Source organism: Gracilinema caldarium, assembly GCF_029265695.1.
GTDB classification, from domain to species: Bacteria; Spirochaetota; Spirochaetia; order Treponematales; family Breznakiellaceae; genus Gracilinema; species Gracilinema caldarium_A.
In genome coordinates this window covers 15,178-41,978 of the sequence record NZ_JAJUHW010000016.1, presented here as the reverse complement: position 1 = coordinate 41,978, position 26,801 = coordinate 15,178, and the positions used below count along the sequence as shown (strand labels likewise).

25 protein-coding genes and 1 tRNA gene are annotated in these 26,801 nt (G+C 48.4%); 8 read left to right on the top strand and 18 right to left on the bottom strand.

All coding sequences use genetic code 11. The features are described 5' to 3' along the window. Window positions 1–5 precede the first annotated feature (5 nt). Window positions 6–2,318 (top strand): glycoside hydrolase family 65 protein, encoded by a 2,313-nt coding sequence (locus tag Q7P68_RS07125; RefSeq protein ID WP_304224402.1) that lies wholly within the window; start codon window positions 6–8, stop codon window positions 2,316–2,318. A gap of 50 nt (window positions 2,319–2,368) precedes the next feature. Beyond that, the gene (locus Q7P68_RS07120; RefSeq protein ID WP_304224401.1) at window positions 2,369–3,613 is read left to right on the top strand and encodes a lysophospholipid acyltransferase family protein; all 1,245 of its coding nucleotides are present in this window, start codon (window positions 2,369–2,371) and stop codon (window positions 3,611–3,613) included. Here the strand turns inward: Q7P68_RS07120 and Q7P68_RS07115 are convergent. Genes Q7P68_RS07115 through Q7P68_RS07100 form a run of 4 tightly spaced genes read right to left on the bottom strand, consistent with a single transcriptional unit; the run spans window position 3,603 to window position 7,258 of the window. Beyond that, complete coding sequence (locus Q7P68_RS07115; protein WP_304224400.1) at window positions 3,603–5,009, bottom strand: sodium/glutamate symporter family protein; 1,407 nt, start codon at window positions 5,007–5,009, stop codon at window positions 3,603–3,605. The two genes, Q7P68_RS07120 and Q7P68_RS07115, sit on opposite strands and share 11 nt — an antisense overlap. A 24-nt stretch (window positions 5,010–5,033) precedes the next feature. Next, window positions 5,034–5,273, bottom strand: a complete 240-nt coding sequence (locus tag Q7P68_RS07110; protein WP_304224399.1) for a sensor histidine kinase — start codon at window positions 5,271–5,273, stop codon at window positions 5,034–5,036. Between the two features lie 9 nt (window positions 5,274–5,282). Beyond that, window positions 5,283–6,215, bottom strand: coding sequence for a sensor histidine kinase (locus Q7P68_RS07105; RefSeq protein ID WP_304224398.1), 933 nt, complete (start codon window positions 6,213–6,215; stop codon window positions 5,283–5,285). Continuing rightward, complete coding sequence (locus Q7P68_RS07100) at window positions 6,212–7,258, bottom strand: cobalamin-dependent protein (RefSeq protein WP_304224397.1); 1,047 nt, start codon at window positions 7,256–7,258, stop codon at window positions 6,212–6,214. The genes Q7P68_RS07105 and Q7P68_RS07100 overlap by 4 nt, the downstream gene beginning before the upstream one ends. A 107-nt stretch (window positions 7,259–7,365) precedes the next feature. Here Q7P68_RS07100 and Q7P68_RS07095 point away from each other — a divergent pair, with 107 nt between their 5' ends. Continuing rightward, complete coding sequence (locus tag Q7P68_RS07095; RefSeq protein ID WP_304224396.1) at window positions 7,366–8,331, top strand: aromatic ring-hydroxylating oxygenase subunit alpha; 966 nt, start codon at window positions 7,366–7,368, stop codon at window positions 8,329–8,331. Here Q7P68_RS07095 and Q7P68_RS07090 read toward each other — a convergent pair. The 3 genes from Q7P68_RS07090 to Q7P68_RS07080 are packed head-to-tail and all read right to left on the bottom strand — an operon-like array spanning window position 8,328 to window position 11,011. Further along, on the bottom strand, window positions 8,328–8,726 hold the full coding sequence (locus Q7P68_RS07090; RefSeq protein ID WP_304224395.1) for a DUF6941 family protein: 399 nt from the start codon (window positions 8,724–8,726) through the stop codon (window positions 8,328–8,330). The two genes, Q7P68_RS07095 and Q7P68_RS07090, sit on opposite strands and share 4 nt — an antisense overlap. A gap of 41 nt (window positions 8,727–8,767) precedes the next feature. Further along, complete coding sequence (locus tag Q7P68_RS07085) at window positions 8,768–9,598, bottom strand: TIGR03915 family putative DNA repair protein (RefSeq protein WP_304224394.1); 831 nt, start codon at window positions 9,596–9,598, stop codon at window positions 8,768–8,770. A gap of 42 nt (window positions 9,599–9,640) precedes the next feature. Next, window positions 9,641–11,011: a putative DNA modification/repair radical SAM protein gene (locus Q7P68_RS07080; protein WP_304224393.1), complete on the bottom strand. Its 1,371-nt coding sequence runs from the start codon at window positions 11,009–11,011 to the stop codon at window positions 9,641–9,643. A gap of 38 nt (window positions 11,012–11,049) precedes the next feature. On the opposite strand from Q7P68_RS07080, the gene tpx reads away from it, so the two are divergent. After that, entirely contained in the window at window positions 11,050–11,559 is a 510-nt protein-coding gene (tpx, locus tag Q7P68_RS07075) for a thiol peroxidase (protein ID WP_304224392.1), read from the top strand. A 63-nt stretch (window positions 11,560–11,622) separates the two neighbouring features. Here tpx and Q7P68_RS07070 read toward each other — a convergent pair whose 3' ends face one another. From Q7P68_RS07070 to Q7P68_RS07035, 8 genes are all read right to left on the bottom strand, one after another. Next, window positions 11,623–12,219, bottom strand: a complete 597-nt coding sequence (locus Q7P68_RS07070) for a DUF6657 family protein (RefSeq protein WP_304224391.1) — start codon at window positions 12,217–12,219, stop codon at window positions 11,623–11,625. A gap of 64 nt (window positions 12,220–12,283) precedes the next feature. Continuing rightward, complete coding sequence (locus Q7P68_RS07065) at window positions 12,284–12,967, bottom strand: 5-formyltetrahydrofolate cyclo-ligase (RefSeq protein WP_304224390.1); 684 nt, start codon at window positions 12,965–12,967, stop codon at window positions 12,284–12,286. 2 nt (window positions 12,968–12,969) lie between these two features. Continuing rightward, window positions 12,970–13,326: a hypothetical protein gene (locus tag Q7P68_RS07060; RefSeq protein ID WP_304224389.1), complete on the bottom strand. Its 357-nt coding sequence runs from the start codon at window positions 13,324–13,326 to the stop codon at window positions 12,970–12,972. A gap of 62 nt (window positions 13,327–13,388) precedes the next feature. After that, entirely contained in the window at window positions 13,389–14,213 is an 825-nt protein-coding gene (locus Q7P68_RS07055) for a carbohydrate ABC transporter permease (RefSeq protein ID WP_304224388.1), read from the bottom strand. Continuing rightward, entirely contained in the window at window positions 14,210–15,064 is an 855-nt protein-coding gene (locus Q7P68_RS07050; RefSeq protein WP_304224387.1) for a carbohydrate ABC transporter permease, read from the bottom strand. Before Q7P68_RS07050 ends, Q7P68_RS07055 begins: the two co-directional genes overlap by 4 nt. Before the next feature lie 183 nt (window positions 15,065–15,247). After that, on the bottom strand, window positions 15,248–16,528 hold the full coding sequence (locus Q7P68_RS07045) for an ABC transporter substrate-binding protein (RefSeq protein ID WP_304224386.1): 1,281 nt from the start codon (window positions 16,526–16,528) through the stop codon (window positions 15,248–15,250). 182 nt (window positions 16,529–16,710) lie between these two features. After that, a complete protein-coding gene (locus Q7P68_RS07040) occupies window positions 16,711–17,412 on the bottom strand; it encodes a response regulator transcription factor (protein ID WP_304224385.1) in 702 nt (233 codons plus the stop codon). After that, on the bottom strand, window positions 17,412–18,692 hold the full coding sequence (locus tag Q7P68_RS07035) for a sensor histidine kinase (protein WP_304224384.1): 1,281 nt from the start codon (window positions 18,690–18,692) through the stop codon (window positions 17,412–17,414). The genes Q7P68_RS07040 and Q7P68_RS07035 overlap by 1 nt, the downstream gene beginning before the upstream one ends. 486 nt (window positions 18,693–19,178) lie before the next feature. Between Q7P68_RS07035 and Q7P68_RS07030 the strand changes: the two genes are divergently transcribed. The 4 genes from Q7P68_RS07030 to Q7P68_RS07015 all read left to right on the top strand — a co-directional run bounded on the left by Q7P68_RS07030 (window position 19,179) and on the right by Q7P68_RS07015 (window position 22,454). Beyond that, window positions 19,179–19,679, top strand: a complete 501-nt coding sequence (locus Q7P68_RS07030; protein WP_304224383.1) for a hypothetical protein — start codon at window positions 19,179–19,181, stop codon at window positions 19,677–19,679. 166 nt (window positions 19,680–19,845) lie between these two features. Further along, window positions 19,846–21,267 carry a DUF2147 domain-containing protein gene (locus Q7P68_RS07025; protein ID WP_304224382.1) on the top strand — a complete coding sequence of 474 codons (1,422 nt, stop codon included), beginning with the start codon at window positions 19,846–19,848 and terminating at the stop codon, window positions 21,265–21,267. 98 nt (window positions 21,268–21,365) lie between these two features. Then, window positions 21,366–21,438 (top strand) — tRNA-Asn (locus tag Q7P68_RS07020). Between the two features lie 116 nt (window positions 21,439–21,554). After that, entirely contained in the window at window positions 21,555–22,454 is a 900-nt protein-coding gene (locus Q7P68_RS07015; RefSeq protein ID WP_304224381.1) for an Rpn family recombination-promoting nuclease/putative transposase, read from the top strand. A gap of 186 nt (window positions 22,455–22,640) precedes the next feature. Here Q7P68_RS07015 and Q7P68_RS07010 read toward each other — a convergent pair whose 3' ends face one another. From Q7P68_RS07010 to Q7P68_RS07000, 3 genes are read right to left on the bottom strand one after another with little or no spacing between them, the layout of a single operon-like run. After that, entirely contained in the window at window positions 22,641–23,120 is a 480-nt protein-coding gene (locus Q7P68_RS07010) for a flavodoxin family protein (protein WP_304224380.1), read from the bottom strand. A gap of 28 nt (window positions 23,121–23,148) precedes the next feature. Beyond that, window positions 23,149–25,005, bottom strand: coding sequence for an ABC transporter ATP-binding protein (locus Q7P68_RS07005; RefSeq protein WP_304224379.1), 1,857 nt, complete (start codon window positions 25,003–25,005; stop codon window positions 23,149–23,151). Continuing rightward, a complete protein-coding gene (locus Q7P68_RS07000; RefSeq protein ID WP_304224378.1) occupies window positions 25,002–26,771 on the bottom strand; it encodes an ABC transporter ATP-binding protein in 1,770 nt (589 codons plus the stop codon). Before Q7P68_RS07000 ends, Q7P68_RS07005 begins: the two co-directional genes overlap by 4 nt. Window positions 26,772–26,801: the final 30 nt, after the last annotated feature.

Here is a 26,801-nt window from a genome sequence, read left to right as displayed (position 1 = left end):
CGCAGATGTACACTCAAAAATCAGCAGCACAGAATACGAGCTGGCTTATTGAAGAATCGGATCTTTCAGCGGACACGACCGCTGCACATGAAACCCGTTTTACCCTGGCTAATGGGTATCGCAGTCTCCGGGGCGAGTCCCCCTTCTGTCAGCCCCGCTTTCCAGGAGCCTTTTATGCAGGCCTCTTTGACAAGTCCGAGGCCGCGGTCACGGAACTCGTGAACTGTCCCAATCCGCTTCCCTTCAGGATCTATGTGGATTACGAAGAAGCCTTGGTCGGTAAAAAGGGTGCATTGGAATATCACCGGGCGCTCGACATGGAACAGGGACTTGTCAGTACCAGCCTTGTTTACGAAGCGGAAACCGGATCCCGGCTCAGGATGCAGAGTGACCGCTTTGTAAGCCGCAGTGACCGGCACCGCTGGGCCGAGCGCTGGGTCTTCCAGGCGGAGAATTTTTCCCGCCGTATACTTTTTAAAATAGCAATCGACGGGGCGGTGCTGAATAATTGGCAGCATCCCCTGGACGCGGTCCAGCACATAAAAGTTACCGACCGGGGCCGGCTTGAGCTGGAAGGCGCGGCGGGCATATTTTTGGAGTCCCAGACGCGAGACCAGGGGATGCGTGTTTGCGAAGGAGCGCTTCTCCTTTGTCCCGAGACCGAGCCAGCCTTAAAACTGCTTGTCCTCCGACCCCTGGCTGAACGGGTGGAGGCGGTATACGAACTCACCTTAAGCGAAGGCCGCCCTGTCGTCATCTACCGGCTGGGTTATGGCATGGTAACGCCGCAGGCGGGCTCTGAGCACAACTATGATATCCGCTCCGCATTGGCCGCCTTTGCTGCAGAGGGCTATGAGGCGGAACTGGAGGCCCACCGGAAAGTGATGCGGTGCTTCTGGGACGATGCGGATATTCAGATAGAAGGGGATGAGCGGGCCCAGCGGGCAATTCGGTTTAATTTGTTTCACCTCTCTTCCTGCGCCGACCCGGGAACAAGCAGGGTCAGTATCGGCGCTAAGGGCCTCCACGGCGAAGGCTACAAGGGCCATGTGTTCTGGGATACGGAAACCTTTATGCTCCCCTTCTTCATTTTTACCCAGCCGGAGACTGCCCGCAGCCTCCTCTCGTACCGCTACCATACCCTTGCCGGTGCGAGAGAGAATGCTCGCGGTGGAGGCCACCGGGGAGCCCGATTCCCCTGGGAAAGCGCCGATACGGGGGTGGAGGTGACGCCGCCCTGGGGGGTAGACTATGCGGGGCATCTGGTCCGTATCTGGACCGGAGAACTGGAAGTCCATATCAATGCGGACATTACCTATGCGGTCCTGAAATATCTCCAGGTTTCAGGGGACCGGCAGTTCCTTATCGAAGAGGGCCTCCAGATACTCCTTGAAACAAGCCAGTTCTGGGTGAGTTTTGTTCAGTGGAATGAGGCAAAACAGCGCTACGAAATACGGAATGTCATTGGCCCCGATGAATTCCATGAACATGTGGATAACAACACCTATACCAATTATCTTGCCGCCTGGGCTCTGCGAAAAGTACGGGATTTAGTTCATCAACTTGATAAAGAAGACCCGGCTCTTTTAAAGGAGATCCTTTCCCGGTCCCAGGTTACACGGGAAGAGCTTGAGTCCTGGAAGGAAGTGGCGGATAAACTCTCTATTCCCCAGGACGGAGAACTTCTTGAACAGTTCGAAGGCTATTTTAAGCTTAAAGACATTCCAATAACCGAATGGGACAAGAATGGCATGCCCCTCTGGCCCAAAGGATTGGATGTACGGCGTCTGAATGAGACCCAGCTCATCAAACAGCCCGATGTGGTCATGCTTTTTGCGATGATCGGCGAAGAGTTTACCCTGGAGCAAAAAATTAAAAACTACGAATACTATGAACGGCGGACCATGCACAAAAGTTCTCTGAGCCCTTCCATGTATGCCATGGTCGGTCTTGGACTTGGTAAACATAATCATGCCTACGAGTATTTTATAAAGGCCGCCGAGACTGACATTGTGGATAATCAGGGGAACACCGCCCACGGGCTCCATGCGGCCAATGCGGGCGGCACCTGGCAGAGCGCGGTTTTCGGATTCGGCGGCCTGTCCCTGGACAAGGATGGGATGCTGCGTATTGAACCCTGGCTGCCGCCCCAGTGGAAACGGCTCCGATACCGTTTTTTCTGGCGCGGTATCTCTGTGGCGGTTGATGTGGCTCCGGGTGTTTTCACTGTCCAGGCTCAAGAGCCGCTGGTTTTCAGATCTGGCGATGAGGAATATTCCACAGGAAAGGATGGTATAACAGTTTCCCGGGTAGAGTAAGCCGGTATTGAGGGCTCCCAAAATCATAAAAAATACTCCATACTATTGCTATGGAGCATGGAAAAAAACTGCGGAAGAACCTGACTAACCTACGATGGTTTAACCGCCTGTTAAAATGGACCTTTGGCAGGTGGCTGAAACGGGTGTACCGGATAGAAGTCCGAGGACATGAAGTGCTGCAAAATCTCAGGGCCCCCTATGTTGTTGTAGCTAACCATGTCAGTACCCGGGATCCCTTTTGGATTTCTGTGTTTATTCCCGGTCCCGTGTTCTGGGTCGGCAGTGACAGCAACATGCGGTCCACCCTGATGCGGTGGCTCTTAAAGCTGGTGGGCACTATTCCCAAAGCAAAGGTGATTCCCGATATAGAGACAGTAAACGATATTGTCCAGGTGGTGCGGCGTCAGAAGGGCATAATCGGTCTATTTCCCGAAGGTGCCCAAAGCTGGAACGGCTCCACATTACCCCTGGTTCCGTCGACCGCAAAGTTGCTCAAGCTTCTTAGGGTTCCTGTTGTTCGGGTGCTCATCCGAGGCGGCTATTTCGCGCTCCCCCGCTGGACCTGGAAACGCCGCCGCGGTGCGGTGATTCTGGACTTTTCGCTTTTATTCACCCCCGAACAGCTTGCCTCTTCACCGGTAGAAGCGCTGTCTCTTGCTTTGGACCAGGCTTTAAGCCATGATGAGTTTTCCGATCCGCACCTTGCAGAAAAGCCTTACCGCAGCCCCCGCAGGGCAGAACATGTTGAGCTTTCCCTGTATCTATGTTCTAACTGTGAATCTATGGGCTCCCTGCGGGGCCGGGGCAACCGGCTTTTCTGTACCGCCTGCGGGGCCCTTTGGAAATTGGACTGTTTTTATCGTTTACGGGAGGAGTCGGCACCGTATCGCAGTTTTGCCAGTATTCCCGAATGGGATGCCTGGCAGGCGAAGATGGTGCAGGAGAAGGTAAGACGAGCCGCGTCTGAAGCTCCCAATCATCCGATCATTTCCGATACGGGGGTTCTTTTGCTTCAGGGGCATAAGGCTAATCCCCTCCGCCGTATCCGTACGGGGACCCTGATTTTGTTCCTCGACAGGCTGGAACTCGCAACCCTTTCGGGCGAACGGATCCAGTTCCCCCTGCAAAGCCTGGAAGGAATAACGGTGCTGAAGCGGCAGCTTTTAGAATTTTACCAGGGCCGTACTTTGTACCAGGTCCGTTTTCCCTTCCGGTACATATCGGCCCGTAAATGGCAGGACCTCTTGCTGGCTCTCCAGGACTTTCAGGCTAAAACTGCTCGTCCTATTCCGTAAACCACCAGGAAGCAGGCCGTGCCAGGGTTGTACGCCCAGCGAGGATCCCGTAAGTGACAAATACATATACCAGATAGAGAAACGCGATTCCCATCATGATCCAGAAGGGTACCATGGTACCCTGCACCGCAGCCTGGGCCGGAAGGTTTATTGCCAGTATAAAAGGTATGGCAAGGAGAAAGGTAAGTCCCGCCGAAAGCATGTAATCCGAGGCAACCTTTGTTTTAAATTCCGGGTCAATGACCCTGAGCAAAGCAAGCCCTGTGGAAAGGGTTCCTGTGGAGACCCCATATATCATGAGCATCCGTTCGAATTGGTAATCCCGGAACATCCGGGAACAGAACCAGGGCACAATGATCGTGGTCATGATCCCGCAGAGGGTAGACATGAGCAGAATGGGGAACCAGAATGTGGTAACAAACACCAAAGAAATCGCCGCAATGGAGCCCGCGACCATGTAGTCCACAGAGAAACCGGAAATGCGGGAAAGGGTTTCATTATCCAGAAGATGATCTATTCTTATCGCCTCAATTACTTTTCGCATGATGATAGCGGTAATCGATGAAAAAATAAAATTGATACCCCACAGGTTAACCGCCAGATCCCGGCCTGCCTTGCCGAGCAATGACAGGCCCATGGTAAGTGCTGAGAGCAAAAGAAAGGACAGAAAATAGGTTAATAAGACCGCGGCACTGTGAAAACTAAAGGAGTCGATAGCCTCATTGTCTGTGGTGAGCCGGGCTCCTACCGGTTTTGTCTCTTCCCGGCCCACAATACCGGTCAGCATGGACCTGTTTTGCATGCTCGAAAGGAGTTCACTCTTAAGCCAGCCTTTTTTAAGTCCATGGTTAATCAGGAATACCCCGCCAAAACTAGCCCAGAGGTATCCGATGGCCGCAAAGGTGAGTCCGATGCTGGAGGCTCCGCTAAAGCCCATGGTTTCCCAGCCCTTGCCGATCGCGAAGGCCTGCCCCGGGCCTAAGGCAAAACCCAGGGGTAAAAAGAGTCCGAAGGCGGGGAATATTTTCGGCAAGAAAAGGAGAGTAAGACCCAAGCCGAGCAGGGCCTGGGTTGCATATCCCAAAAGAATCCCGGTAGACATGCCAAGCACCCCGCCTCCCTTGTGGCCCTTAATTTTGGGGGGCGATGCGCGGAGGCTCATGGAAATAAAGGAAATATTCAGGAGATGGTACACCAGTTCCCCGAGCTTATTCTGATCATAACCTAAGGCCGGAAAAAGGTAATTGTAGACCGGCAGAAGCAAAAAACCTGCGGTCAGAGCATTAGGAATTAAATATTTTTGAAAGAACCGTACCCTGGCCCTCAGAAAGGTCGCCGCAATGAGGGCTATGGAAATTGCCCCCGCATCAATTACCGGTTTCCATGAAAAATCCATTACAATAGCCTCCTTGCGATTTGCTCAGGTTTCACTGCTGGTTAGATCTGGCGGTACTGTGGGCAAACGGACCGTAAAAGTAGTTCCAGATCCTTCCTTGCTCTGTACCGTAATGGTCCCCCCAAGGGCTTCTATTATTCGTTTTACAATGGTCAGCCCCAAGCCGGTTGTCTTTTCTCCATGAAGTCCCCGTTCACCCTTTTGAAAGGCCTTAAAAAGCTGTTGCTGCTGGGTTTCACTCATCCCCTTTCCTTGGTCGGCCACTGCAAGTTCCTAATATTTAGCAGCGTTTTTCAGTATAACCTGAATTTCTTTCCCCTCGCCGCTAAATTTAATGGCGTTGCTTATGAGGTTGTTGAGAATCTGGTTAATCTTAGCAGGATCAGTGTAGACCGGATCCAGGGGATCCGCGATAAAGGATATAGGAATCCTGTGGCGGGCCGCCAAGGTTTTGTTAATACGAAGGTTATCTTCCACAAGCTTTACAACATCAACCTGTTCATACTCCAAGTTGACCGACCCATTTTCTATTCTGGAATAATCCAGCAGGTCTTCTATCAGAGACACCATAAAATGGCTGGCCTCTTGGATCGCCCGAATGATTTCTAGATGTTCTTCGTTATCGATGACTGATGCAAGGTAATCGCACTGAAGCAAAATTCCATGGAGGGGATTTCGCAAATCATGGGCCGCCATACCGAGAAATTTATTTTTTTCTGTATTGATGAATTCCAGTTCGGCATTTTTTTTAGCCAGTTCACGTTGTACAGTAACTAATTCATTGTTGAGCCGGCTGATTTCTTCATATAAAGAAGGTTCTATTGCATCTCTTTTGATGTAATTGCGTATGATCGTAGCCTGTTCGTTGGTCATTTTCATGAGCTCTTCGAAGAGCCGCTGGGTTTCTTGACTGTTTTCTGATGAGATGATAAATGTCCGGTTTTCCGAAGCAATACCACTGAAATGTAAAACCCGAGGTGAATTATACAGAACAAGCTCCCAATCTAAGACCGTGCCAGCTTTATGAAGCTCCGCGAGAAAGGACAGGGCTTTTCCTAACGAATTGTGATCTATAAGACGGGTAAATAAAAAGGGCGGTTCAAGTTCAATGCCAATATCATCCCTTACAATTTCAAGAACAGTGCCATTTATATCACAGTTAAAAATGAGACCATGCTGCATCTCTTGGATCGAGGTATCATTCATGCGGTTAGCCTTTCTGCCATCTTGACTGCCAGAACCGCATCAGGAGCCCAGGCGTCTGCACCGACTTTCTGCCACAAAGTGGGGCTAGCGTTGAATGGGTATCCACCTACCATGATTTTTATTGATGGCGAAATACTGTGTATTTCATTGATATAGGTTTTCAGTTCCGGTAGATGAAAGGTCATGGTGACCGACAGGGCAATGAGATCCGGTTTCTTTTCTGTTATGGTTTTTAACAGGTCCTTAAGCGGCGTGTTGGCTCCGATAAAGTAAGAATCCCATCCTTCAAGCTCAAAAATGTCTGCCACCATACGGGCCCCGAGTTCATGCAATTCTCCGCCTACGCAGGCAACAATCACATGCCTATGCTTGAGTTCTCCGTTAAACAATTGTGAATACAGTTGAGCCATAATCATCTGAGTGGCGGCAGAACAAAAATGCTCCTGGGCTACTGAAATCCTGTTAAGCTGCCAGAGCCTACCAATTTCCTGCTGCGATTTCTGGAAAACCTGCAAATAAATATCTTTTATAGAGGCTCCATTCTTTATTGCATGTCCAATAATTTCGCTTGCCGTTCTGCGGTCTGCTGCAAGCAGCGCATTTAAATAGCTACGAGCTACAGTCCCCAGAAGAGACGATTCATCAATATAGCTTGTTTGAATCGGTTCTTCCGAAGTCACAAGCTGAACGCTTTGTTCAAGCAAATTACAGGCAGGTTCAGCCTGTGGTGGGCTAAAGCGCAAATTCAGAACATCTTTCATTAATTGGATTGTTTCTAGCAGTACCTGAATAGGAAGTCCTATGGAATTGAATAGTGTTTTTACCCAGCTTATGTAGTTAATAAAAAGAATTGGCTCTTCTGTCTCAAGGGCTTCGGCAAGGAACAAAAAGTGATATTCCCCATCCTGGACACTTTTTTTATATCCCTCAGTTTTATACCGGCTTGTAAATTCCGGATGACGTTCATAAAACGTATCCACGACCGAGGCCGCTAGTTCAGTTTTAGCAAGTCGAATCTGAATTCCAAGTTCTGTGCGGGTCATAGTTTTAGTATATAAATTAAATTATGAAAATCAAATCACCTAAGTTTGAAAATAGACCAAACCTAGAATACACTTAAAAGCGGTCCCCAAGGCAAAAAGGAGGCTCTATGCTGCGAAACCAATGGTATGTGGTGCTCGAATCCCGGGAAGTGACAAAAAAACCGGTAGGCTGTATCCGTTTGGGAGAACGGCTTGTTTTTTGGCGGACCTTCGCTGGGCAAGTTGTCTGCCAGCTTGATCGCTGTGCCCATCGGGGTGCAGCCCTGGTTAAAGGCAAGGTCTTACCGAATGATCACATTCAGTGTCCCTTTCACGGTTTAGAGTATAACGAAAAAGGCCAGTGTACCTGTATCCCCGCCAACGGCCGATCTGAGCCCGTCCCAGAACAATTCAAAGTTAAAAGCTATCCAACCTATGAAGCTCAGGGGTTTATTTGGATCTTCTGGGGAGATGAAGTCCCCCCAAAAGCCCCCCGTTTTTTTGATGACATAGGGCCAGAATTGAGCTACGGCACTGTCATTGACCCCTGGGAAAATCACTACAGCCGGGTCATCGAAAACCAGCTTGATATGGCCCATCTCCCCTTTGTGCATTACAACACTATTGGCCGTGGAAACCGTACTGTGGTAGATGGACCGGGGCTGCTCAAGGTAGATGAGGGCTTTTTTATTTATGTTTACAACCGTCGGGATGATGATACCAAACGGCGGACCAGCGAAGAAGTACCGGTTCCCAATCCACACAATGAATTTAAGCTTGAGTTCATCTTTCCCAACCTGTGGGAAAATTATATATCGCAAAAAGTGCGGGTCATGGCAGCCTTTGTGCCCGTAGACGATACCCACACCCTTATGTACCTGCGGTTTTATCAGTCCTTTATGAGGCTCCCTGTGCTATCTCGCTTTATAAATTGGCTGGGAGGACGGACGAACCTTTTTATCGCCCACCAGGACAGGCGGGTGGTAGAGACCCAAATTCCGAAAGGTCCCGGCGAGGGCACCGGCGAAAACCTTTTCCCCGGAGACCTGCCGATTATGGAATACCGTAAAATGCGGCTTAAAGCAAAGGCTTAAGATTTTTTAGCTGCAGCTTTTATGTAGAGGGGGGTACTGGTAATTTCTTTGTCATCAATGTAGAGAATAAAATTGATGACCGTGGGCATTTTACATTTAAGATCCATAAATGAATAGAGCAGGTGGACTACCGAAGATGCGTTTCCCACATCCCGTATAGTTAAGGTGCCTTCCACGGGCTGGACATAGCTGTTTCCGTCCAGGTCTCTCGCCTCAATTTTAAAGCTGTGGAGCCCCAGTTCCCAGATGTCAAAGCGGAGCCGCACCGCCAGAGCAAAGGACTGGTGGGTCATGGGAAACACTTTAGCCACAATAGTATCAAAGGTCCCCACTATCGTGAGTTTTCCGTTGTTTTCCTGGGCGAAATCGCAGAGCGTATAGAGTTCTACCTTCATAGAGTAGGGCTACTATACCAAAAGAACCACATTGCTCCTAGCTAGGAGCGGCGGAACTGCACCTCAGGCAAATACTTCCAGTACCGCAGGGGCATGAGCCGTTTTTGCAGCTCCGGATTCTTTCGGGAATCTATATTGATGACCTCATGGTATTCCTGCCAAAGGGCTTCGAATTCGTCGGGCACAAGCCCCTCGGGGGGCGAAAAAGGTGGAATCTCCGGATCATAGGCTGCCAAAACTGGCTCGTCTCTGCCGTTGCAGGAAAGTACCAGATGCCGTTTTTCGTCCTGTACGGCCCATGCGGAGCGGCCAAAGCGGCGCTGTAGTGGTTCTGTCAGGCCAGGCAAGGCAAAGGTGTCGGGTTCGCAGCGGGCTACAAGATAGCCCTCTTGGGTAGGCTTAAAACGAAGCAGCCCCAGGAGCCGGTCCAGTTCCCTGAGGTATCGCTGCGATGCCCGTAAAACGGTCTCGCAGGATTGCCAGGAACGGTCTGTGCGGAGCTGTTCCTTGATTATTCTGTTCGGAGCCTGTAGCAGCTTAAAGGCGAAATTAAGAATATCCTGTTCTATGGGCTCATCGCTCATCCATGCCTGAATACAGTCCTGATAGACTTCCGGCGAGCATGCTTTAAGGGCGCTAATAGCTGCCTTGCTTTTCTGTTCCAGGTCGGGGCCGGTGAGGGGCCCTGTAATACCTAGTTCTTCCTCTGAAAAGAGTGATGGACCGGATGTTTCATCCCGTCCTTCAGGTTTGCAACGCCGGACCCGTTTTGGAAGTCTTCCCGAGTCCAATACATCCTGAAGGAGGGCAAAAAAGCCCTCGAGAGTTCCATTGTAAAACACTTCCTGAGCCGACATTTTCGTATCTCCCATACCATCGGTATTTCTCTGTTCAACACATATTTTGAAAGCCTCTTAGAAATCGAATAGGGGAAGCTGCAATCCCGCTCCATCAGAATCGGAGAGAATGCGCCTAATATAGGCTGTGTCCTTTTCACTATCCGATGTAAAGCCCGGTAGATTAATAAAATAGCGGGCCCGTTTTATCGTAACCCCAAGCCGCTGGAGCATTTCTGCCGTCAGCTTCTTGCTGCGCCGCTGTTCCAGGATACGCCGGGCGGATCTGACCCCGATGCCCGGCACCCGCAGGAGCATTTCGTAATCCGCCTGCTGCACGTTTACGGGAAACAGGTCCCGATGGTTCAGTGCCCAGGCTGTCTTAGGGTCCAGGTGAGGATCCAGGTATGGCTGGGCAGAACTTAGGATCTCTTCGGCCCGGAACTTGTAAAACCGAAGGAGCCAGTCCGCCTGGTACAGCCGGTGTTCCCGCACCAGGGGCGGCCCCGGTATGTTTGGCAGCCGGGGGTCGGGCAAGCCGCCCCGGCCTGGTTGCCCTACGGGAATAAAGGCTGAATAGTAGACCCGCCGCAGGCCGAACCGCCGGTAGAGGGCGCTGGAAAGGCTTAATATCTGGTGATCATCTTCCGGACTGGCTCCGACGATAAGCTGGGTGCTTTGTCCTGCGGGTGCGAAAAAGGGTTTCTCTGCATTGTTTTTTCTCCCTTCCCGAGCCTCCTGTTCAAGGTTGTTCACTTCTTCCATGGCCCCCATAATGAGCTTGCCGCTCTTTTGGGGCGCCAGGTACTGGAGACTCTTATCGGTCGGGAGCTCTATGTTGGCGCTGAGCCGGTCGGCCCAGCGGCCCGCCTCGGCTATCTGTTTAGGGCTTGTTCCAGGGATTATCTTTAAGTGTATATAACCGCCAAAACCCCCTTCTGTTCTGAGCCGGCGGGCCACCTCGATGAGTTTTTCCATAACAATATCGCTGTCTGAAAAAATGCCGCTCGACAGGAAGAGCCCCTCTATATAGTTCCGTTTATAGAATTCTAGGGTAAGTTTTACCAGTTCTTCGGCGGTAAAACTGGTCCGCTGAATATCCGCCGAAGAGCGGTTTACGCAATAGGCACAATCGAACCGGCACACATTAGAATAGAGTACCTTAAGGAGAGAAACACAGCGGCCATCCTCGGTCCAGCTATGGCAGACCCCAGCGGGGGCGGTGGCCCCAATGAGCGGTATCGAACCGGTCTTGGTCTTAAGCCCCTGTTTGCCGGATCCGCTTTCCAGAACCGGTCCATGGTCGCTGCCAGAGGTCGCACAGGATGCGTCATACTTAGCCCCGCCTGCAAGGAGTCTTAATTTTTCTGCCAGTTCCATAAAAATACTATACATCTGTACAGTAGATATGACAAGTGCGGGGTCATCATTTTTCTTGAATTTGCCCATGATAATTATTACTATAAAAGTAATATAAGGAGGTTCTTATGGCCCACATTACGTTTAAAGGTAGTCCCATTTCCACCCAGGGTAGTCTTCCTGCGGTAGGTTCCAAAGCTCCGGATTTTCGTCTTGTTGATGCAGGCCTTGCGGACCGCCGGCTTGCCGACTATAGCCAGAAAATAAAGATTCTGAACATTGTGCCCAGCCTCGATACCTCAGTTTGCGCCCTGTCGGCTAAAAAGTTCGATGCCGAAGTGGCAAAGCTCGCCAATGTGGTGGTTCTCAACATATCCTGTGATCTCCCCTTTGCGGCAAGCCGGTTTTGCAAAACCGAGGGGGTGAATAACGTGGTGACCCTGTCTCAGATGCGGGACCGTTCTTTTGGTAAAGATTATGGGGTAGAAATACTGGATGGACCCCTTGCAGGCCTATTAAGCAGGGCTGTGGTTGTTCTGGATGGATCTAATACGGTACGGTACACCGAGCAGGTTCCTGAGATTGCCCAGGAACCGGATTATACGAAGGCCCTGGCCACAGCCAAGGCACTCTTGTAAGGCGCCTGTGCAATGTAAAGTTCCCAGCCTGAGACCTGCAATTTCCTCAGGCTGGCATAGGCGTTACTTTTTAGCTGCTTCAAAGAGTATGGTAGCCTGGTCGCGGACCTGGCTGATGGCCTGCTCGTATCGTTCCTTTAAGGCGTTCATATTCTGATTGTAAAAGTTAACAAATTCCGGGTCCTGAAATGGATCGATCTGGACTGCCCTTCCCAGCCGCCGGGCCAACTCTTCTTCTTTCTGGCGTAGTTTCGGTGCATACTGGCGCCGTATTGCCTGATCGAACTGTTCCACCTCTCCCAGGTACCGCTGAAAGGCCTGTACGAGCTGTCCAAAAAGCTGGCCGAAACGGCGATCATTCACAAGAAACTGGATACCTTTGCCGACCGCTTCCTGTTTAGTCACATCATCCTGTGTTGCGGGGAGGCGTATTTGAGAAACTAAAATCTCGAACATGCCCTGCCTTAAGGCTTCCTGCTTATCCTTAGGATACTTTTTTAAACCCTCTTCCAAACTTTTCTCCGAGGGGTTTTCAAGAAATGCGCTGGCGAGCCTTTTACCCTCCCGCTTAAGTTCATAGAGTTCAATGCTTTCCTTGTCACTTTTAACCGATTCGGTGCGTTCCAATGCTAGTTCAAGGGCGCTTTTTATTCGTGCCATAGTATACCTCTTACACAAAGGTAAAAAATATCCGCCATTGGGGCAAGTCCCTGAGCGGTGCTTCTTAGGGGACCAGGATCACTTCATCAACCAACATATCAGAAAGATCTCGGGGAACCTGATCTACCAATTGTTCAGGGAGGCAAAGGCCGATTGTGTAGAGGCTCATGGAAGGGTAAGAGGGGGGATATACTAATACGGTCTTTCCTATTGATGAAAGGAAGCGGTCATAGTAGCCCTTCCCTTTGCCCAGCCGGCCCCCCTGGCGGTCAAAGGCGAGGCCCGGGATAATACCGCAGATGGGGACCTCTTCTCTAGTTCTGCTCCCTGCATCCGGTGGTGCCAGCTCTGCTTTCTGGCCTGCAAGTCCCATAAGCCAGTCTGAAAGGCTTACAAGGCTCGTCCGCGGCTCCGGAATGCGCAGCGGGCTCTGGATCTCCAGGTCCGTCTCATCATCAACCTGAAAAAACTGAATATCTTCTCCTACTATCCTCGGGAAAAAAACTTTTTTACCCCTTTGGCGGGCAAGACGAAATAGGGGAGCCGTATCGATTTCGGTGGGCAGGGACGCATAGAGCAGCACCGCGAGGGCTTTCTGCCAATACGGATGCTCTTCGAGCCGGGCGGCGGAGGCGAGCCCTGCATGCAAAAGATACTCCGGATTTAACTCTTTCAGTCTGTGCCGGATCCCCCTGCGCAGAGCCTTTTTTTGTTCTGCCAGACTGTCCCTGGGTGCCTGGTTTTCCATGATTAGATTTTCCGGGTTCCCCCTGAGCGCAAGCCTCCTTCAAAGAGCTTACCGCAGGCAAGGTACATGGGTAATTTAGTGCCCGCCAGGATTATCTGGGCATTTTGGGCCATATCGATCATATCCAGGGTTGGGTGTTTACCCCGGACAAAAACTATCACTTTAATGTCCATGAGTTCCGCAGTCCTGATAACCTGGGGGTTTACAAGGCCGGTGAGCAGCAACACCTGTTCCTTTACGAAGGCCATCACATCGCTCATAAGATCCGCACCGCAGGCTGAATGGACTTCGGTGTTGGCCCATTCTTCACCGCAAAAAATCTGCCCTTCCAGTATGTGCACCGCTTCTTTAACTGTCATCGGTTCTGCTCCTTGCTCCAGCATAGCAGAACCGGCCCAAAGAGACAACTGTCGATAAAAATTTACCCTTTAACTGCCCCAGCTGTAAGACCTTTGATAAACTGTTTGGACATTGAAAGATACAACAATATAACTGGAACAGCTGCTAAGGTTAGGACTGCCAGTATTTTAGACCAGTCTGTCTGGTACTGGCCGAAAAGACGAGTCACCCCTAGAAGCAAGGTCTTATGTTTATCGCTATTGATGAAAATAAGGGGAAACCAGAGATCGTTCCAAAAGGGAACCAGATTGAATATTGCAACAGTGGCTAAAGCAGGTCTTAGTAGGTGGATAATGATAGAGTGAAAAACTCTGAATTTTCCCGCTCCATCAATAACTGCCGCTTCAGTCAGCTCATAGGGAATCTCACGGGTAAACTCGGTGAGTACAAAAACAGCAATGGGGAGTCCCATTGCAATATAAACAGGGAAAAGACTGTAGATTGTGTTGATGAGTCCTAGTGCTTTAACCATTTGTAGCAGCCGAATTGAGCCAATTTTGATTGGCAGCATCATACCTGCAATAAAGAATGCATAAATCCAATGACTTGCCTTATCTTTCCAGTTAGCCAGCGCATAGGCTGCCAAAGAACCGAAAATGAGTACCGCTAAAATTGATCCGATCGTTACAAATATGCTATTTCTGAAAAACAACACAAAGTCGCTGTCCTGTAAAACCGAAAGGTAACTCTGAAAATTCCAGATACGAGGGATACCAAAGGGGTCACGGTAAATATCATATTTTTGTTTAAATGAATTAACGATCATGGTCCATAAAGGGAATAGAACCATGACAGACCATATTGAAAGTGCTCCATGAGCAAAAGGGTGCATTGTTTTTTTTTTCATCGTATAGACTTCCTTTCAGAGGATTCACTTGTAAACCTCAAGACCAGTGCAGAGCCTAAAGCTAGTAAGATAAACGTGGTGGTAGCAATAGCAGATCCCATACCTGGATCGGGAATGCTTACGGGGTGTTGTCCTGCAATACCTACACGGTAAAATAAGGTCCCCATAATATCTGTTGAATACAGAGGCGCGCCATTAACATTTTCCATAGCGAAAACGACGTCGAAAGCGTTAAAGTTTCCCACAAAGGTAAGGATTGTTACGATACCTATTACAGGCCGTAAAAGGGGAAGGGTAATAAACCAAAAGGTTTGCCAATTGTTAGCGCCTGCAATTTCAGCGGTTTCATACATATCATCACTGATATTCTGCAGACCTGCCAAGAACATCATGGTGGGCATACCGACCCACTGCCACGCTGATACTAGGGATACTGTACTAAGGGCATATCGAGCATCTCCCAGCCAGGGTTGAGAGAACTGTCCAAGACCGATAGTTTTTAAAAAAAACGAAAGGGCTCCCCATTGGGGGTTCAAAATGAGTTTCCAAAGATAACCGGTAACTAATACCGCTAAAGTTGCAGGAATAAATATGATAGTTCTGTAAATGCCGGATCCCTTGAGATCTTTTTCCATAAGCAATACTGCGAAGAGAATCCCGAGTATATTTTGCACAGTCATATGGATAAAGAAAAAGTACCATGTGTTACGGAACGCACTCCAGAAGCGATTGGAATTTTGTTTTTCTAAAAAAAGCTGGATATAATTATTAAATCCGACAAAATCTCTAGATAAAAACGAACCAGATTTAAAGAAAGAAAGCCGCACTGAATCAAAAAGTGGAAAAGCCATAAATGTGGTATAGATAAGAATGGCTGGTAGCAGGTATACCGACCATGTAATCGCTGTACCTGTTCGCTGCCGAAAAGTCTCCTGTCTATATTGTGGTATCATCCTGGTACTCCTGGTTTTATTTCCAAAGAATAGAGATGTCCGAGTTGTATGATTCGAACACCTCCAATATGTATTTAATTGTTACTTCGTTGGTTTAAACCATTTTGCAAGACCAACAGCAAGGTCATCAGCAGCTTGTTGGGGTGTTTTAATTCCTTTCATGACTTGAATGGATCCATACATGATGAGGTTATACCCAGAAGGTTCGCCTTCCATGAGCCTCGGCCAAGCAAGCCGGACATCGAGACCTCGGCCTTTGTTAAGAGCGAGCATTTCATTAGCATGAGGATCCGCGATTGTTATCTGAGTATTTATCATAGGATAGAATCCTGTTGGCAGATACTTTGCTGCTATGGTAGCTCCTTCTTTGGAGGCTATCCAGGCAAGGAATTCAGAAGCTTCTTTGGGATATTTGGTTTTAGTGTTCATTGCAATGCCTGCATCTGCATGGAAACAGAGCTGAGGAGCCTTGCCTTTAGGTGGAGGAGGGGCAAAAACGCTCCACTGGAAGGGTACATCTTTAAAGGTTCCTAATGACCAAGAGCCGTCAAAATACATAGCGGCTTTTCCAGTCGCAAAAAGGGCGTTGGAATCGTTATAGGTGAGGGCTTCGAAACCCACAGGTAGATAGGGCACAAGATCTTTCATAGCTTGAAAAGCAGCAACCATATTTGTATCGTTCCAAGGCCGCTTCCCGCTTTCATAGGCAAGCCGGCCTTCTCGGCCTCCGATAAAGTTAGGAGCAATGCTCATAAAGACTACTTCCGCAATGTCCCATTCATCTCCCAAGCTGTTGGCGATGGGGGGTATTCCTTCGGCTTTAATTTTTGCACAAACTTTAAGGAAGTCTTCCCAGGTTTCAGGAACTTTAAGGCTCAACTTATTAAAAATGTCCTTATTGTAGTATATACCGTGAGATACAGCCACGAAGGGAACTGCGAAAGATTTGCCATCATTGGTCATCCAAGGAGAGCGGGCTCCTTCGGAAAAATTTTCTTTAAGCCCAGGTATATTAGACACATCAGCAAAGAATCCATCGTTAAAGAGTTGTATGCCTGTTGCATAAGACCGTGCATACATGAGATCCGGTCCTGAACCGCTTGTGAGTTGGAGCCGTAGAGTTGCATTGTAATCCGGTGGATTTGTGGGTTTGAATTCAATAATCACATTGGGATGGGTTTTTGTATATTCTGTCAAAAGTCCCTTCATCTGTTCCACATCATCTGCCCGCCAGGACCCCATAACGAGTTTCACCGTTTCTTTTGTTCCGCTGGCACCCGTATCGGATGTTCCGTTTGCGAATAGAAGTGTTCCATTTGCGAGCAATGCAAGCACCGCAAAAACCATCATTACCTTTTTCATAGCATACTCCTTTTATCGAGAATCTAAGCCCCTTTCCGCATTAAGTGGCACAGTTATAGTATCAGCCTAGAATAGGATGAAGCCCAGTTACGAATGTAATTGAATTTGTACTTATGTAGTAATTTTCATTACATCCTGTGTGTGTTATTTTGATACTAAAATAGTTTTTGTGTGATAGTTCTTTATACAAACCAGCAAGGGTCGATAGAACGCAGTACATTAATTGCTTCTCTGCGATCCGATACCTGTAGTTTGTCATAGAGAGCTGAAATATAATTCCGAACCGTTTGTTCTCCCAGGTGGGCTGCTGCAGCAATTTCCTTATTAGTCATTCCTCTGAGAATAAAGCTGATGATGGTTTTATCCCGTGGGGTGAGGCTGTAGTACCAATCAGGCAGCCGAAGCTCTCCAGACATTTTATTTCCGATACCTGATGGACCTCCTACGTTATTTGCACCTGCTAGCGCTTGAGCGAGGTGTCCTGCTAAGTCCGGAGCAATCAGAATTGAACCGTCCCGTACCGCCCGTATAGCAGAAACCAGCATATGGGGGGCTATATTTTTCAAGAGGTATCCCTGGGCTCCCCGCCTAAGGGCTTCCGACACATACTCGTCGTCTTCAAAAGTTGTGAGCATGATGATCGAAACTGAGGGCCATCGTTTATGAATTTCGCCCGCTGCCTGTACCCCGTCCAAAATAGGCATCCGAACATCAAGCAGGGCTACATCAACCTGTTCTCGTTCAAGAAAATTAAGGGCTTCCTCGCCATTGCTGACCGTACCAACGACCCGCAAGTCTTCTGCAAGGCTTTCCAGTACCAGTTTAAGACTTTCAAGGAATAAATATTGGTCATCGGCGAGTAAAATTTTAATTATATTTTTCATTATTTATTTCCTTCTTCAGTTTCTTGTACCGGAATTGTTGCTTCTAAAATAAAACCACCAGAGACAGCTCCTGCTGTAAAGTTGCCCCCCAGTTGTTCTACCTGCTCTTGCAGGCCCGCTAGTCCAATACCTGACCTTTCTACTATATGATCAGTATTCTGATTTATAAGAGATGATCCCCCATTCCCATTATCGCGGATTCGTAAGGTTATGCTATTCTGCTCATACCAAAAGCTTATAGAGATTTCACTTGCTTTTCCATGCCGGAATGCATTGGTCAGGCCTTCTTGTATAAGGCGATAGATTATTTTTTCTGTTTTCACCGGCAAAAGGGAAGGAATATTTGCAAAATCAACAGAAATGGTTACTCCAGTAACCTCTTGAAACGTCTGGGTAAGCTTAAGGAACAAGTTAGCTCCCCGAGGCCGGTCTGCTGGTTCCGCACGCAGAGTAGCCAAGGCATATCGTACTTCTTTAAGACTTTCATCTGCATGGAGCCGAGCCTTTTCTAGTATTGCATGGGTCTGTTCACTGTCTCCTTTACCGATCTGTGCAGCCTGTATAAGCATGATGACATTGGTCAGTGAGTAACCGATGATATCATGAAGTTCCCCGGCGAGCCGCCGTCGTTCTTTTTCCATGGCTTCCTCCCGAGCAAAGAGTGCATAGGTTTGGAAATCGAGATTTGCATCTACAACCTTTTGATAGGCTTGATCGAGTCTTTCTATAGAAGCGGTCAGATTTTTAATATACAAATATTGCCGTTTTAATAACAAAAAAAGAAAAGTCACAATGACTGAAATCATCGCGAACATAAGTTTATTGTAAATCGTCCCTTCCATGACGGGGGTCCCCCAAGCGTTGTGAGTATTGAGGGCAAGTAGTATGCTTGTATTAGTAAATATAATCCAGAAAAGGGTCTGTAAGTATGATAATTGCAGTGATACAGCATAGAGCATGGGAAACATGATCGGAATTAAGAGTGAAAGGTCTGCTCCCACAGCTAATGCGATAAAGAGTATGCAGCCAAGACTTCCTAAAGTGGCTCCGTTAATGACGGGCACAACAGGGATAAACAATAACGGAGCGAGTGTTATTAATACGAAAAATACAAGTCTAACCTGGTTAAAAAGACTATCCTGCATTAATCCCATGTAATCCTGGCCAAAGCAAGCTGCTGCTAGAATGTAAAGTAGGAAAGTCAGGAATATAAAACTAAAACGAATAAATAATTCAAGTACACTGTTATTTGTGGTGTTGTTGTTCATCAGTGTATTCACATTAGCCATCCTGTAAGTATTGTAGCATAACTTATTTCTATAAAAAATAATTGAATTAATGTGATTTTATGATATGATAAAAACCACATTTTAGTGTAAAAGGGGTATTAAGGATGAAAAATGAGAAATTGTTTGGTCTGCTTGCTAGCGCTAGTAACAGGCTGCGATCTCATGGGAACTAAGGATACAGTGAACGCTCCAAGCGCTCCAGACATGGGGAGTCCCTCAACTATATCTGCTTCCGGAGGAACAGTTCCCAGTACAGCCTATGACGCAAAAGCTTTATTTAGTGATGCTGTTTTGAACTTAAATTCAGTGGACTTAAACAGTACTAGTTCTTACAATAACATCTCAAAGGTTTTATCGAGACAGATACAAAGTGCTGCAAGCAATGAGAGTAGAAATCTCCTCGCGAGGGAAACTTAAACAACCCCAATTAATGAGGTTTTAACTATTGGTGGAGGAGCTATCACTTTAACAGGATCAATGGATGAAACAATAATAACTTCGAGTTCGACAACAAATAATTTTGTGTACAATGTATCAATAAATCAAAAGCTTACCGGTATAATAAATAATGTTATTTTGCCAGAAACAAGTAGTTCTACATATACCTATAAAGAGAAAACAATTAATAATTTTCAAGTAAAAGAAATTATGGATATAACGACCGATAATGATAGTAATTCTGTATCTATAGATTTGGACCTCACTATGACTGTTCAAGCTGGCTTTGCGATTTCTGTTAAACGAAATAGCGATGGTGCAGGTGCCAAATTTATTCTCAGCTATGATTTTGATTATAGTAAAAATAATATTGATTTCTTAAGCGAAACAGAAGGCTTTTCTGACTTGCAGGCAGCTCTCGTAGCTAAACAGTCAACGCTAAAAGTATACGATGACAACAATAATTTATTGTCCTCTATTAATCTTTCCCTTGCTGAATTAAATATGATCGATCCTAATGAATTCCTATCTGTTAATTAAAAGTTAAATAGCAGCATTAAAAGCATTAGATAGCTTGCGGTTGTGTTTTATCCGCAAGCTATCATAAAAACAATTTTAAAACTTTAAGATTAGTAATCTACTTTTAAATTACACAACTGTCGATAAAAATTTACCCTTTATATTTCTCTCATGCTATACTAACCATATGAATACCATACCAGCAGATGCGATTCTTGGTTCCTGGATGACCGAGGGGTGGCGTTTTCGGGTGGATATTGTGGCGGAAGCTGACGGATATGCAGGCTACCTTACGGAGGGGCTTGAAAACGGTGAACGGGATATGGCTAATCCTGATCCAGCCTTGCGGGGACGGTCTCTCTTAGGCAGTAGGCTGTTTTACGGACTTGTCTATAAAGATAGTCTCTGGAAGGGCGGCAAGCTCTATAACCCTGAAAACGGTACCTATTACGATGTAGAAATGCAAATTGCCGGGGAAAACAGGCTTGACCTCCGAATATTTATGGGGCTTCGGTGGTTGGGGATAACCCAGCATTGGGAACGTTTTGGGGTACGTAAAGATTTAGAGTACGAAGAAATCGAAACAGCCGCAGGACTCAGTTCCGACCTTGTATGGCCCACGAAACGAGCCCAGGCATGGTACGCAGCGCACCCCTGGCCGGTGGGCTGCAATTATATACCTTCCAACGCAATAAACCAGCTGGAAATGTGGCAGCGGGATACCTTTACTCCAGAACTTATTGCAAAAGAATTGGATCTTGCCCAATCCCTCGGTTTTAACACCCTCAGGGTGTACCTCCATGACATACTCTGGCGACATGACCGGGAGTCGTTCATCAATAGAATAAAACGCTTTCTTGACCTCGCAGCCTCTCGGGGGCTTTCGGTCATGTTCATTCTTTTTGATGACTGTTGGAACGATAGGGCCCATCCGGGCCGGCAGCCCAAACCTCGAAAAGGGGTGCACAACTCAGGCTGGGTTCGATCGCCGACCTCACGGTTTATCAACGATGAAAAAGCATGGCCCCTCTTAGAAGACTATGTGAGCGGTATTATTTCGGAATTTCAATTTGATGAACGGGTCTACGCATGGGACCTGTACAACGAGATCGGCAACTCGGTTGGGTTTTTGCCCAATTCTACCCGCTTGCTGGGGCTCACCTTTCGCTGGGCTCGGCAAATGAACCCATCACAGCCGGTGACAGCGGGCATTTGGAAGGGCTCATCCTGGTTTAGGGGGCTCAACGAATTTCTTATCCGTAACTCGGATATTATCACTTTTCACGATTATTCCCCCCTTGATACGCTTCGCTCCAAAATAGAAGCCCTTTCAGCCTATGGTAAACCTTTAGTTTGTACCGAATACATGGCCCGAACACAAAACAGCCGTTTCGAAACCCACCTGCCCTTGTTTCGTGAATGGGGTGTCGGGGCCATGAGTTGGGGCCTTGTGTCGGGGAAAACACAAACCATATATCCGTGGGGCTCCCGCCCGGGCTCGGAGGAACCGGAAGTATGGTTCCACGATATCTTTAGGCCCGATGGCACTCCCTGGTCTGAACAGGAAGTGAGGGCAATCAGGAGTATTACTGGGCTCGTAGCACCTTAATGAGTCCATATAAAAATGAATAGTTTCTGAAAGCACTGGCTATTGACAAAAAAAATTATTTTAGCTATAGTGCCGAACGTACGATACGTACAGCCCATTCCCCTGTAGCTCAGTCGGCAGAGCAAGTGGCTGTTAACCACTGGGTCCCTGGTTCGAGCCCGGGCGGGGGAGCTGATGACGGCCCATCCAGCAGGATGGGCTTTATTTTTGTATCAGGGACAAAAGAACCACCCACTTGCTTCATATCTAGTTAACGCAGCCTATCCATCTTTTCCTGTACTATCCTCATGAAGGATAGTTATGATAAAAGTTACAAGGAACTTTTTTCCCATCCCCAGATTCTGAAGGAGCTTCTTACTTCCTGTGTAAGATCCCCCTGGGTGGATGAGCTTGATTTTACCAGGGCTAGCAAGGTAGATACATCATTTGTTACCCTATCCCGGAACAAGGCTGAGTCAGACCTGATCTGGCGCATTCCCCTACGTTCAGGTAGCGAAGTGTACCTGTACATCCTAATTGAGTTTCAGTCCACGGTGGACCGCTTTATGGCACTGAGGATGCTTCGTTATACGGTGGAACTCTATGGGAGCTTGATTAAGGCCCGACCAGCCATGAAAAACCTGCCGGCGGTTTTCCCCATCCTACTGTACAATGGGGACGGCCGGTGGACTGCTCCTGAGAATATGGCTGATTTAGTAGATCAACGGATTGGTCTGGACTATATTCCCCGGTTTCGCTATTTTAAAATAGCGGAGAACGAATTCAGTCGGGAACGGCTTTTGTCGCTGAAGAATCTCATTGGGGCTTTGTTTTTGGTGGAGACGAGCAGCCGGGATCAACTGGTACCGGTCTTACAGGAGATTGTGGAGATTCTGCAGCAGGAACAACCTGAAGTGTATCAAGCCTTTGTACGCTGGCTGTACGGCTTGTTTTCCCAACCCGTGCCCGACTGGGTAACGGAACTATCCCAACTCAGGGAGGTGCCTGCCATGCTGGCTACGACGATTAAAAAATGGGAACAGGAACTGTTGCAACAGGGACTTTTTCAGGGCAAACGCGAAGGCAAACTAGAAGGAAAGCTAGAAGGAAAGCTGGAGACCGCCCGGAAACTGAAAGAAAAAGGAATGCCGCTTCAGGAGATTGCAGAAGTGACCGGGTTAACCTTTGAGGATTTGCAAGACCTGTAATCCGCTGTCCTTTATACCGCTTGTGCTTGTGTTGTCTACTCTTTAATTGGGAAAAGGGGCACAGGACCCGCCACAACCTTTTCTAGGTCTGCTGTTGCTGCCCTGGTGAGGGGTTTAAAGCGGCATGCAATTCCCACAGCCCGCTTATACAGCGTTCGATGGCTTCGGCTACATAGTCATCGGCTTCTATTCATTTTTAACCATCTGGGAGACGAAGGCGCGAATAAGGTCCTGTTTAGTCTGTACAGGTTCTTTTTCATTGATGATAGCAAAAGCCTTAAGGGGGAAAAATTCCCGCTCAAAGGCTGCCTGCACCCGCTCTCCCGGGCTGCCCAGGTTGCTTGCGATAAGGCCGAATTGTTTGTTGATAAGTTTATTGTGGTGCTGTTTGAGCCAGGTGCGAATTGGCGGACAGACTGAAGAAGCCCACACTGGATATATCAAAATGATGGACTCTACATCGTTAAGATCAATCTCTGGCTCCCGTATCGGTGATGCTGCTCCCGTGGTAGCTTGAAAGCCCGCGTAAAGCCAGCCGAATATACCCTTTCTATTTACCAGATCCTCTATTTCATGTACCGGAAACCCTGTTTCCTGTGCCGCCATGGCCGCGAGATGGCGGCAATTTCCGCTTCGCGTTACATAAACAATGAGCCCCTTTGCCATAGTAATCCCTCCGTATACTGCCAGTATACTACATTTTTCCCTGCATGTGCTCTTGGATAAAAGCGCGATAGGCAGGACAGGTTTCTTGGAGTTCTTCATGCCTTCCAAAGGCCTGTACAATACCGTCTTCGAAAAAGAGTATACGGTCCACATACTGCAGTGTGGAAAGCCGGTGGGTGACTACAAGAGATGTCATATTTTGATATTGTTCTGTCAGGGCTCGCCAGAGAAGCTCTTCGTTGGCCGCATCGAGACTGGCGGTCATATCGTCTAAAAGCAGCACCTGGGGTTTACGGGCTAAGGCTCGGGCAATAGCAAGCCGCTGCTTCTGACCTCCGGAAAGGCTTAGGCCCCGCTGACCTAACATAGTTTTATCTTGTAAAGGAAAGGCTTCTATCTCTTTTTTCATCTGGGCGATGGTAACTGCCTCTTCGTATGCTTCCTGGGAAATATCGCTTCCGGGGCCGGGGCTGCCAAAGGCGAGGTTTTCCCGTATAGTTCCCGAAAAGAGCAGCGCTTCCTGGGGGACATAGGCCATCATGCGGGAAACCAGGGCCTGCGGATATTCTGATATGGGTTTATTGTTAAGGAGAATTTGGCCCTCATGGGGGGGAAGCAGCCCGGCAATAACTTTGAGCAGCGTAGATTTTCCAGAGCCGACGGCCCCCAGAATTGCAACCCGTTCACCCCGGCGGACCGAAAGGTTTACCCCCTGCAAAGCCAGGGAGTCCCGGTCGCTGTACCGGAAGCTCACATGTTTGAGCGAGAGGCCCTCGAATTGCGGTACCTGGGCTTGGTTTGGATAGGTGGCTGCGGTTTTACTCGCAGTGCCCGTATCGTCCGCGGTTATAGTAGCGGGCGGCGTAGTGGCAGCAAGCTGGGCCGTCGCCGCTGCCGCAGGAAACCTGGCTAGTTCCTCTAGGCGGTCTATGTTTACAAAGGCCCGTTTGCCGGACACGAAGAGCTGGGGAATATCCAATATCGGATAGATGAGCATTCCCAGGTAATTGTAAAAGGCATAAAAGGTCCCAATGCTGATTTGTCCGCGCACCGCCATATAGCCCCCTGCAAACACGACCACCAGTTGGGCAATATAGTCGATATACATGTAGATCATATCCAAAACCGTCCCGAGTTTTACCACCGCCATTTCGGTCTTAAAGCGGCGGGCGAGGGCATCGGAAAAGAAACGCCGGTACTTATGTTCACAGGCATAGGCCTTAATAATCCGGACACCGGAAAAACTGAGCTCCAGCTGGGAGTTAATATCCGATATCGCCTCCTGATTTCGCCGGAACGTGTCATAAATCCTGTCTTGGACGATATAGAACACCAAAATAGTCAAAGGAAGGGGAATAAGTGAAAGCAGGGTAAGCTTCCCGTTAAGAAAAAACATGGCGGCAAGACAAAAAAGGACCTTGCTGATCGATTCTACCGCCCGGAATATTCCGGAACAAAGGAACCAGCCCAGCTTGGGGAATTCATAAATGTCATCGGTCAGCCGGGTAACAATGTCACCGGATCGAAAGGTGGCAAAAAATCGATAGTCCTTTACCAACACGGTGCTGAAATATTTCATGCGGATCAGGTGCTCAAAAACTACGTTCACCGCCCCTCGGATCCCAGGGAAAAGGGATGCCACAAGCCCTGTCATCCCCACAGCGATAAAAAGCCCCGCAAGACGGAGGGTTTCTTTTTTTACCTGCGCCATGGAAGGATGGGACTCGATAAGCTTTTGGAGCATATCAATGAGTATTTTTGTCAGGTAGGGGTAACTCACCGCCACAAGGCTCGAAAGAAGGGTGAGAAAAAAGAGGAGGAGGATTAAGCCTTTGCGTTCCCGCCAAATGTTCCAAATCCAGCGAAGGTGCCCTGTATTTTTCATCGCTCGCCTCCTTCGTCCAGGTTAGGGAACTGGAGTCTGACCAGCTCCGCATAGGGCGGAAAGCCTGCGAGTAATTCTTCGTGCCGGCCCCGTTGTACAATCTGGCCGTCCTTAAAAAAGAGTATACAGTCGGCGCTTTGTATTGATGAAAGCCGGTGGGCTACCACGAGGGCGGTTCTTCCTGAAAATAGTGCTTGCATGCTCTCGTGTATTTTCCGTTCTGTCCGGACATCCACACTGGCGGTGGCCTCATCGAGAATGATGAGCTGGGGATTAAAAGCCAGGGCCCGGGCAAAGGAAAGGAGCTGTTTTTCCCCCGCTGATATGTTTCCGCCCCGTTCCCGCAGTTCACTTGCGAGCCCCATGGGCAGGTCCCGCACAAAGTCTGCCCCATGAACCGCCTCCAGAGCCTGCCAAATGTGTTCCTCGCCGACAGAGTCGTCATAGAGCCGTATATTTTCCAGTATCGAGCCGGGAAAGAGGTATACGTCCTGCAGCACGAGGCCGATGCTCCGCCGCCAACGGGATAGGTCTATGGCTGCCAGGTTCTGTCCATCAATAAGAATTTCTCCACGCTGGGGCCGATAAAAGCCGCAGAGGAGGCCGATGGTGGTGCTTTTCCCTGAGCCTGAGGCTCCTACCACCGCGATAGTTTCTCCTCGTTTTATCGTAAAGGATACATCCTTAAGAACCCAGTCTTCGCCCTTGTAGGCAAACCAGACATGGCGGAATTCAATTTCATGTTCAAAATGGATGACCCCATCTGACTCCTCCAGCCTGCTTGCAGTTTCCGGTTCCAAGTCTAGGATTGTGAAAATTCGGTCCAGGGAAACCCGGGCTTGCTGGATACCCCGGATGTTTTCGGCTATGGCCATGAGGGGTTCAAAAATGCGGCGGCTGTATTCAAAAAACACAAGAAGGGTCCCCACCGTCAGGGCTCCTTGTACAACCTGGGGAACAAAAAAGAGAATAATAAGGACCATAAAAAGGGGACCGAGAGAAAAATTAAGAGCCCCCATAATGCCGTACTGGAGCATGCTGCTTTTTACATCCACATCCCGCCGCTTGCGCGAACTTTCATCAACCTGTGCGATTGCCCAGGCTTCTCGGTTAAAGACCCGCAGAACATCCCAGCCCTGGATAAACTCGGTAATGCGGGCGAGTATCTGGGCATAATACTGCCGGTGAAGGTCATAAAGATGTCTGAGTTTATCGAATACGAAAATGACTAAAATGAGGACTGTTGGCGTTGCCAGTGCGAGATAGAGGGTAATCCTCGGCTCTAAGTAGAAGCAAACTCCCAGCATGCCTAGAAAAAAGAGGGTGTTCACGATAATAGTGACGGCGATTTGGGAAAAAAGCTCCCTCACCCGTTCGCTGTCACTTTCTGTACGGGATATTAGTTCCCCCACCGGATGGGCATCGAAATAGGAAACGGGAAGGGTAAGAAGGTGGGAAAAAACGTCGTATTTAATGCGGGTAACTACTTCCAGGCCCAACCGTGATATGGTGATTATCCCCATATAGCTTAAGAGCCCCATGACAAGGAGTATGGCCAGATATGCCCCTGCACGGATCATAAGTCCTGTTAAGTCTCCCCGGGGGATTGATTCGTCGATAATGGATCGGAGAATGAGGGGGCCTGAAAGCTGCCCTATGGTTACCACCAATATTGAAACGAGGCCGATACCAAAGAGCCGCCGGGAATCTCCCACATAATGCAGGGCCCGGTGAAGATTTGCATATTTTTTTATTGTTTTAGACATAGCCGGGAGTATATCCCGCTCATTTTGTAA

What these genes read in the sequence shown, in the direction of transcription:
- Q7P68_RS07105 (WP_304224398.1), bottom strand. Translation starts at nt 6,215, where the DNA reads ATGAATGATACCTCGATCCAAGAGATGCAGCATGGTCTCATTTTTAAC.
- Q7P68_RS07065 (WP_304224390.1), bottom strand. Translation starts at nt 12,967, where the DNA reads ATGGAAAACCAGGCACCCAGGGACAGTCTGGCAGAACAAAAAAAGGCT.
- Q7P68_RS07000 (WP_304224378.1), bottom strand. Translation starts at nt 26,771, where the DNA reads ATGTCTAAAACAATAAAAAAATATGCAAATCTTCACCGGGCCCTGCAT.
- Q7P68_RS07095 (WP_304224396.1), top strand. Translation starts at nt 7,366, where the DNA reads ATGCTGCGAAACCAATGGTATGTGGTGCTCGAATCCCGGGAAGTGACA.
- Q7P68_RS07070 (WP_304224391.1), bottom strand. Translation starts at nt 12,219, where the DNA reads ATGGCACGAATAAAAAGCGCCCTTGAACTAGCATTGGAACGCACCGAA.
- Q7P68_RS07080 (WP_304224393.1), bottom strand. Translation starts at nt 11,011, where the DNA reads ATGGGCAAATTCAAGAAAAATGATGACCCCGCACTTGTCATATCTACT.
- Q7P68_RS07060 (WP_304224389.1), bottom strand. Translation starts at nt 13,326, where the DNA reads ATGACAGTTAAAGAAGCGGTGCACATACTGGAAGGGCAGATTTTTTGC.
- Q7P68_RS07030 (WP_304224383.1), top strand. Translation starts at nt 19,179, where the DNA reads ATGGATGAAACAATAATAACTTCGAGTTCGACAACAAATAATTTTGTG.
- Q7P68_RS07055 (WP_304224388.1), bottom strand. Translation starts at nt 14,213, where the DNA reads ATGAAAAAAAAAACAATGCACCCTTTTGCTCATGGAGCACTTTCAATA.
- Q7P68_RS07115 (WP_304224400.1), bottom strand. Translation starts at nt 5,009, where the DNA reads ATGGATTTTTCATGGAAACCGGTAATTGATGCGGGGGCAATTTCCATA.
- Q7P68_RS07120 (WP_304224401.1), top strand. Translation starts at nt 2,369, where the DNA reads ATGGAGCATGGAAAAAAACTGCGGAAGAACCTGACTAACCTACGATGG.
- Q7P68_RS07015 (WP_304224381.1), top strand. Translation starts at nt 21,555, where the DNA reads ATGAAGGATAGTTATGATAAAAGTTACAAGGAACTTTTTTCCCATCCC.
- Q7P68_RS07085 (WP_304224394.1), bottom strand. Translation starts at nt 9,598, where the DNA reads ATGGGAGATACGAAAATGTCGGCTCAGGAAGTGTTTTACAATGGAACT.
- Q7P68_RS07025 (WP_304224382.1), top strand. Translation starts at nt 19,846, where the DNA reads ATGAATACCATACCAGCAGATGCGATTCTTGGTTCCTGGATGACCGAG.
- Q7P68_RS07005 (WP_304224379.1), bottom strand. Translation starts at nt 25,005, where the DNA reads ATGAAAAATACAGGGCACCTTCGCTGGATTTGGAACATTTGGCGGGAA.
- Q7P68_RS07090 (WP_304224395.1), bottom strand. Translation starts at nt 8,726, where the DNA reads ATGAAGGTAGAACTCTATACGCTCTGCGATTTCGCCCAGGAAAACAAC.
- Q7P68_RS07050 (WP_304224387.1), bottom strand. Translation starts at nt 15,064, where the DNA reads ATGGCTTTTCCACTTTTTGATTCAGTGCGGCTTTCTTTCTTTAAATCT.
- Q7P68_RS07010 (WP_304224380.1), bottom strand. Translation starts at nt 23,120, where the DNA reads ATGGCAAAGGGGCTCATTGTTTATGTAACGCGAAGCGGAAATTGCCGC.
- Q7P68_RS07100 (WP_304224397.1), bottom strand. Translation starts at nt 7,258, where the DNA reads ATGACCCGCACAGAACTTGGAATTCAGATTCGACTTGCTAAAACTGAA.
- Q7P68_RS07045 (WP_304224386.1), bottom strand. Translation starts at nt 16,528, where the DNA reads ATGAAAAAGGTAATGATGGTTTTTGCGGTGCTTGCATTGCTCGCAAAT.
- Q7P68_RS07125 (WP_304224402.1), top strand. Translation starts at nt 6, where the DNA reads ATGTACACTCAAAAATCAGCAGCACAGAATACGAGCTGGCTTATTGAA.
- Q7P68_RS07040 (WP_304224385.1), bottom strand. Translation starts at nt 17,412, where the DNA reads ATGAAAAATATAATTAAAATTTTACTCGCCGATGACCAATATTTATTC.
- tpx (WP_304224392.1), top strand. Translation starts at nt 11,050, where the DNA reads ATGGCCCACATTACGTTTAAAGGTAGTCCCATTTCCACCCAGGGTAGT.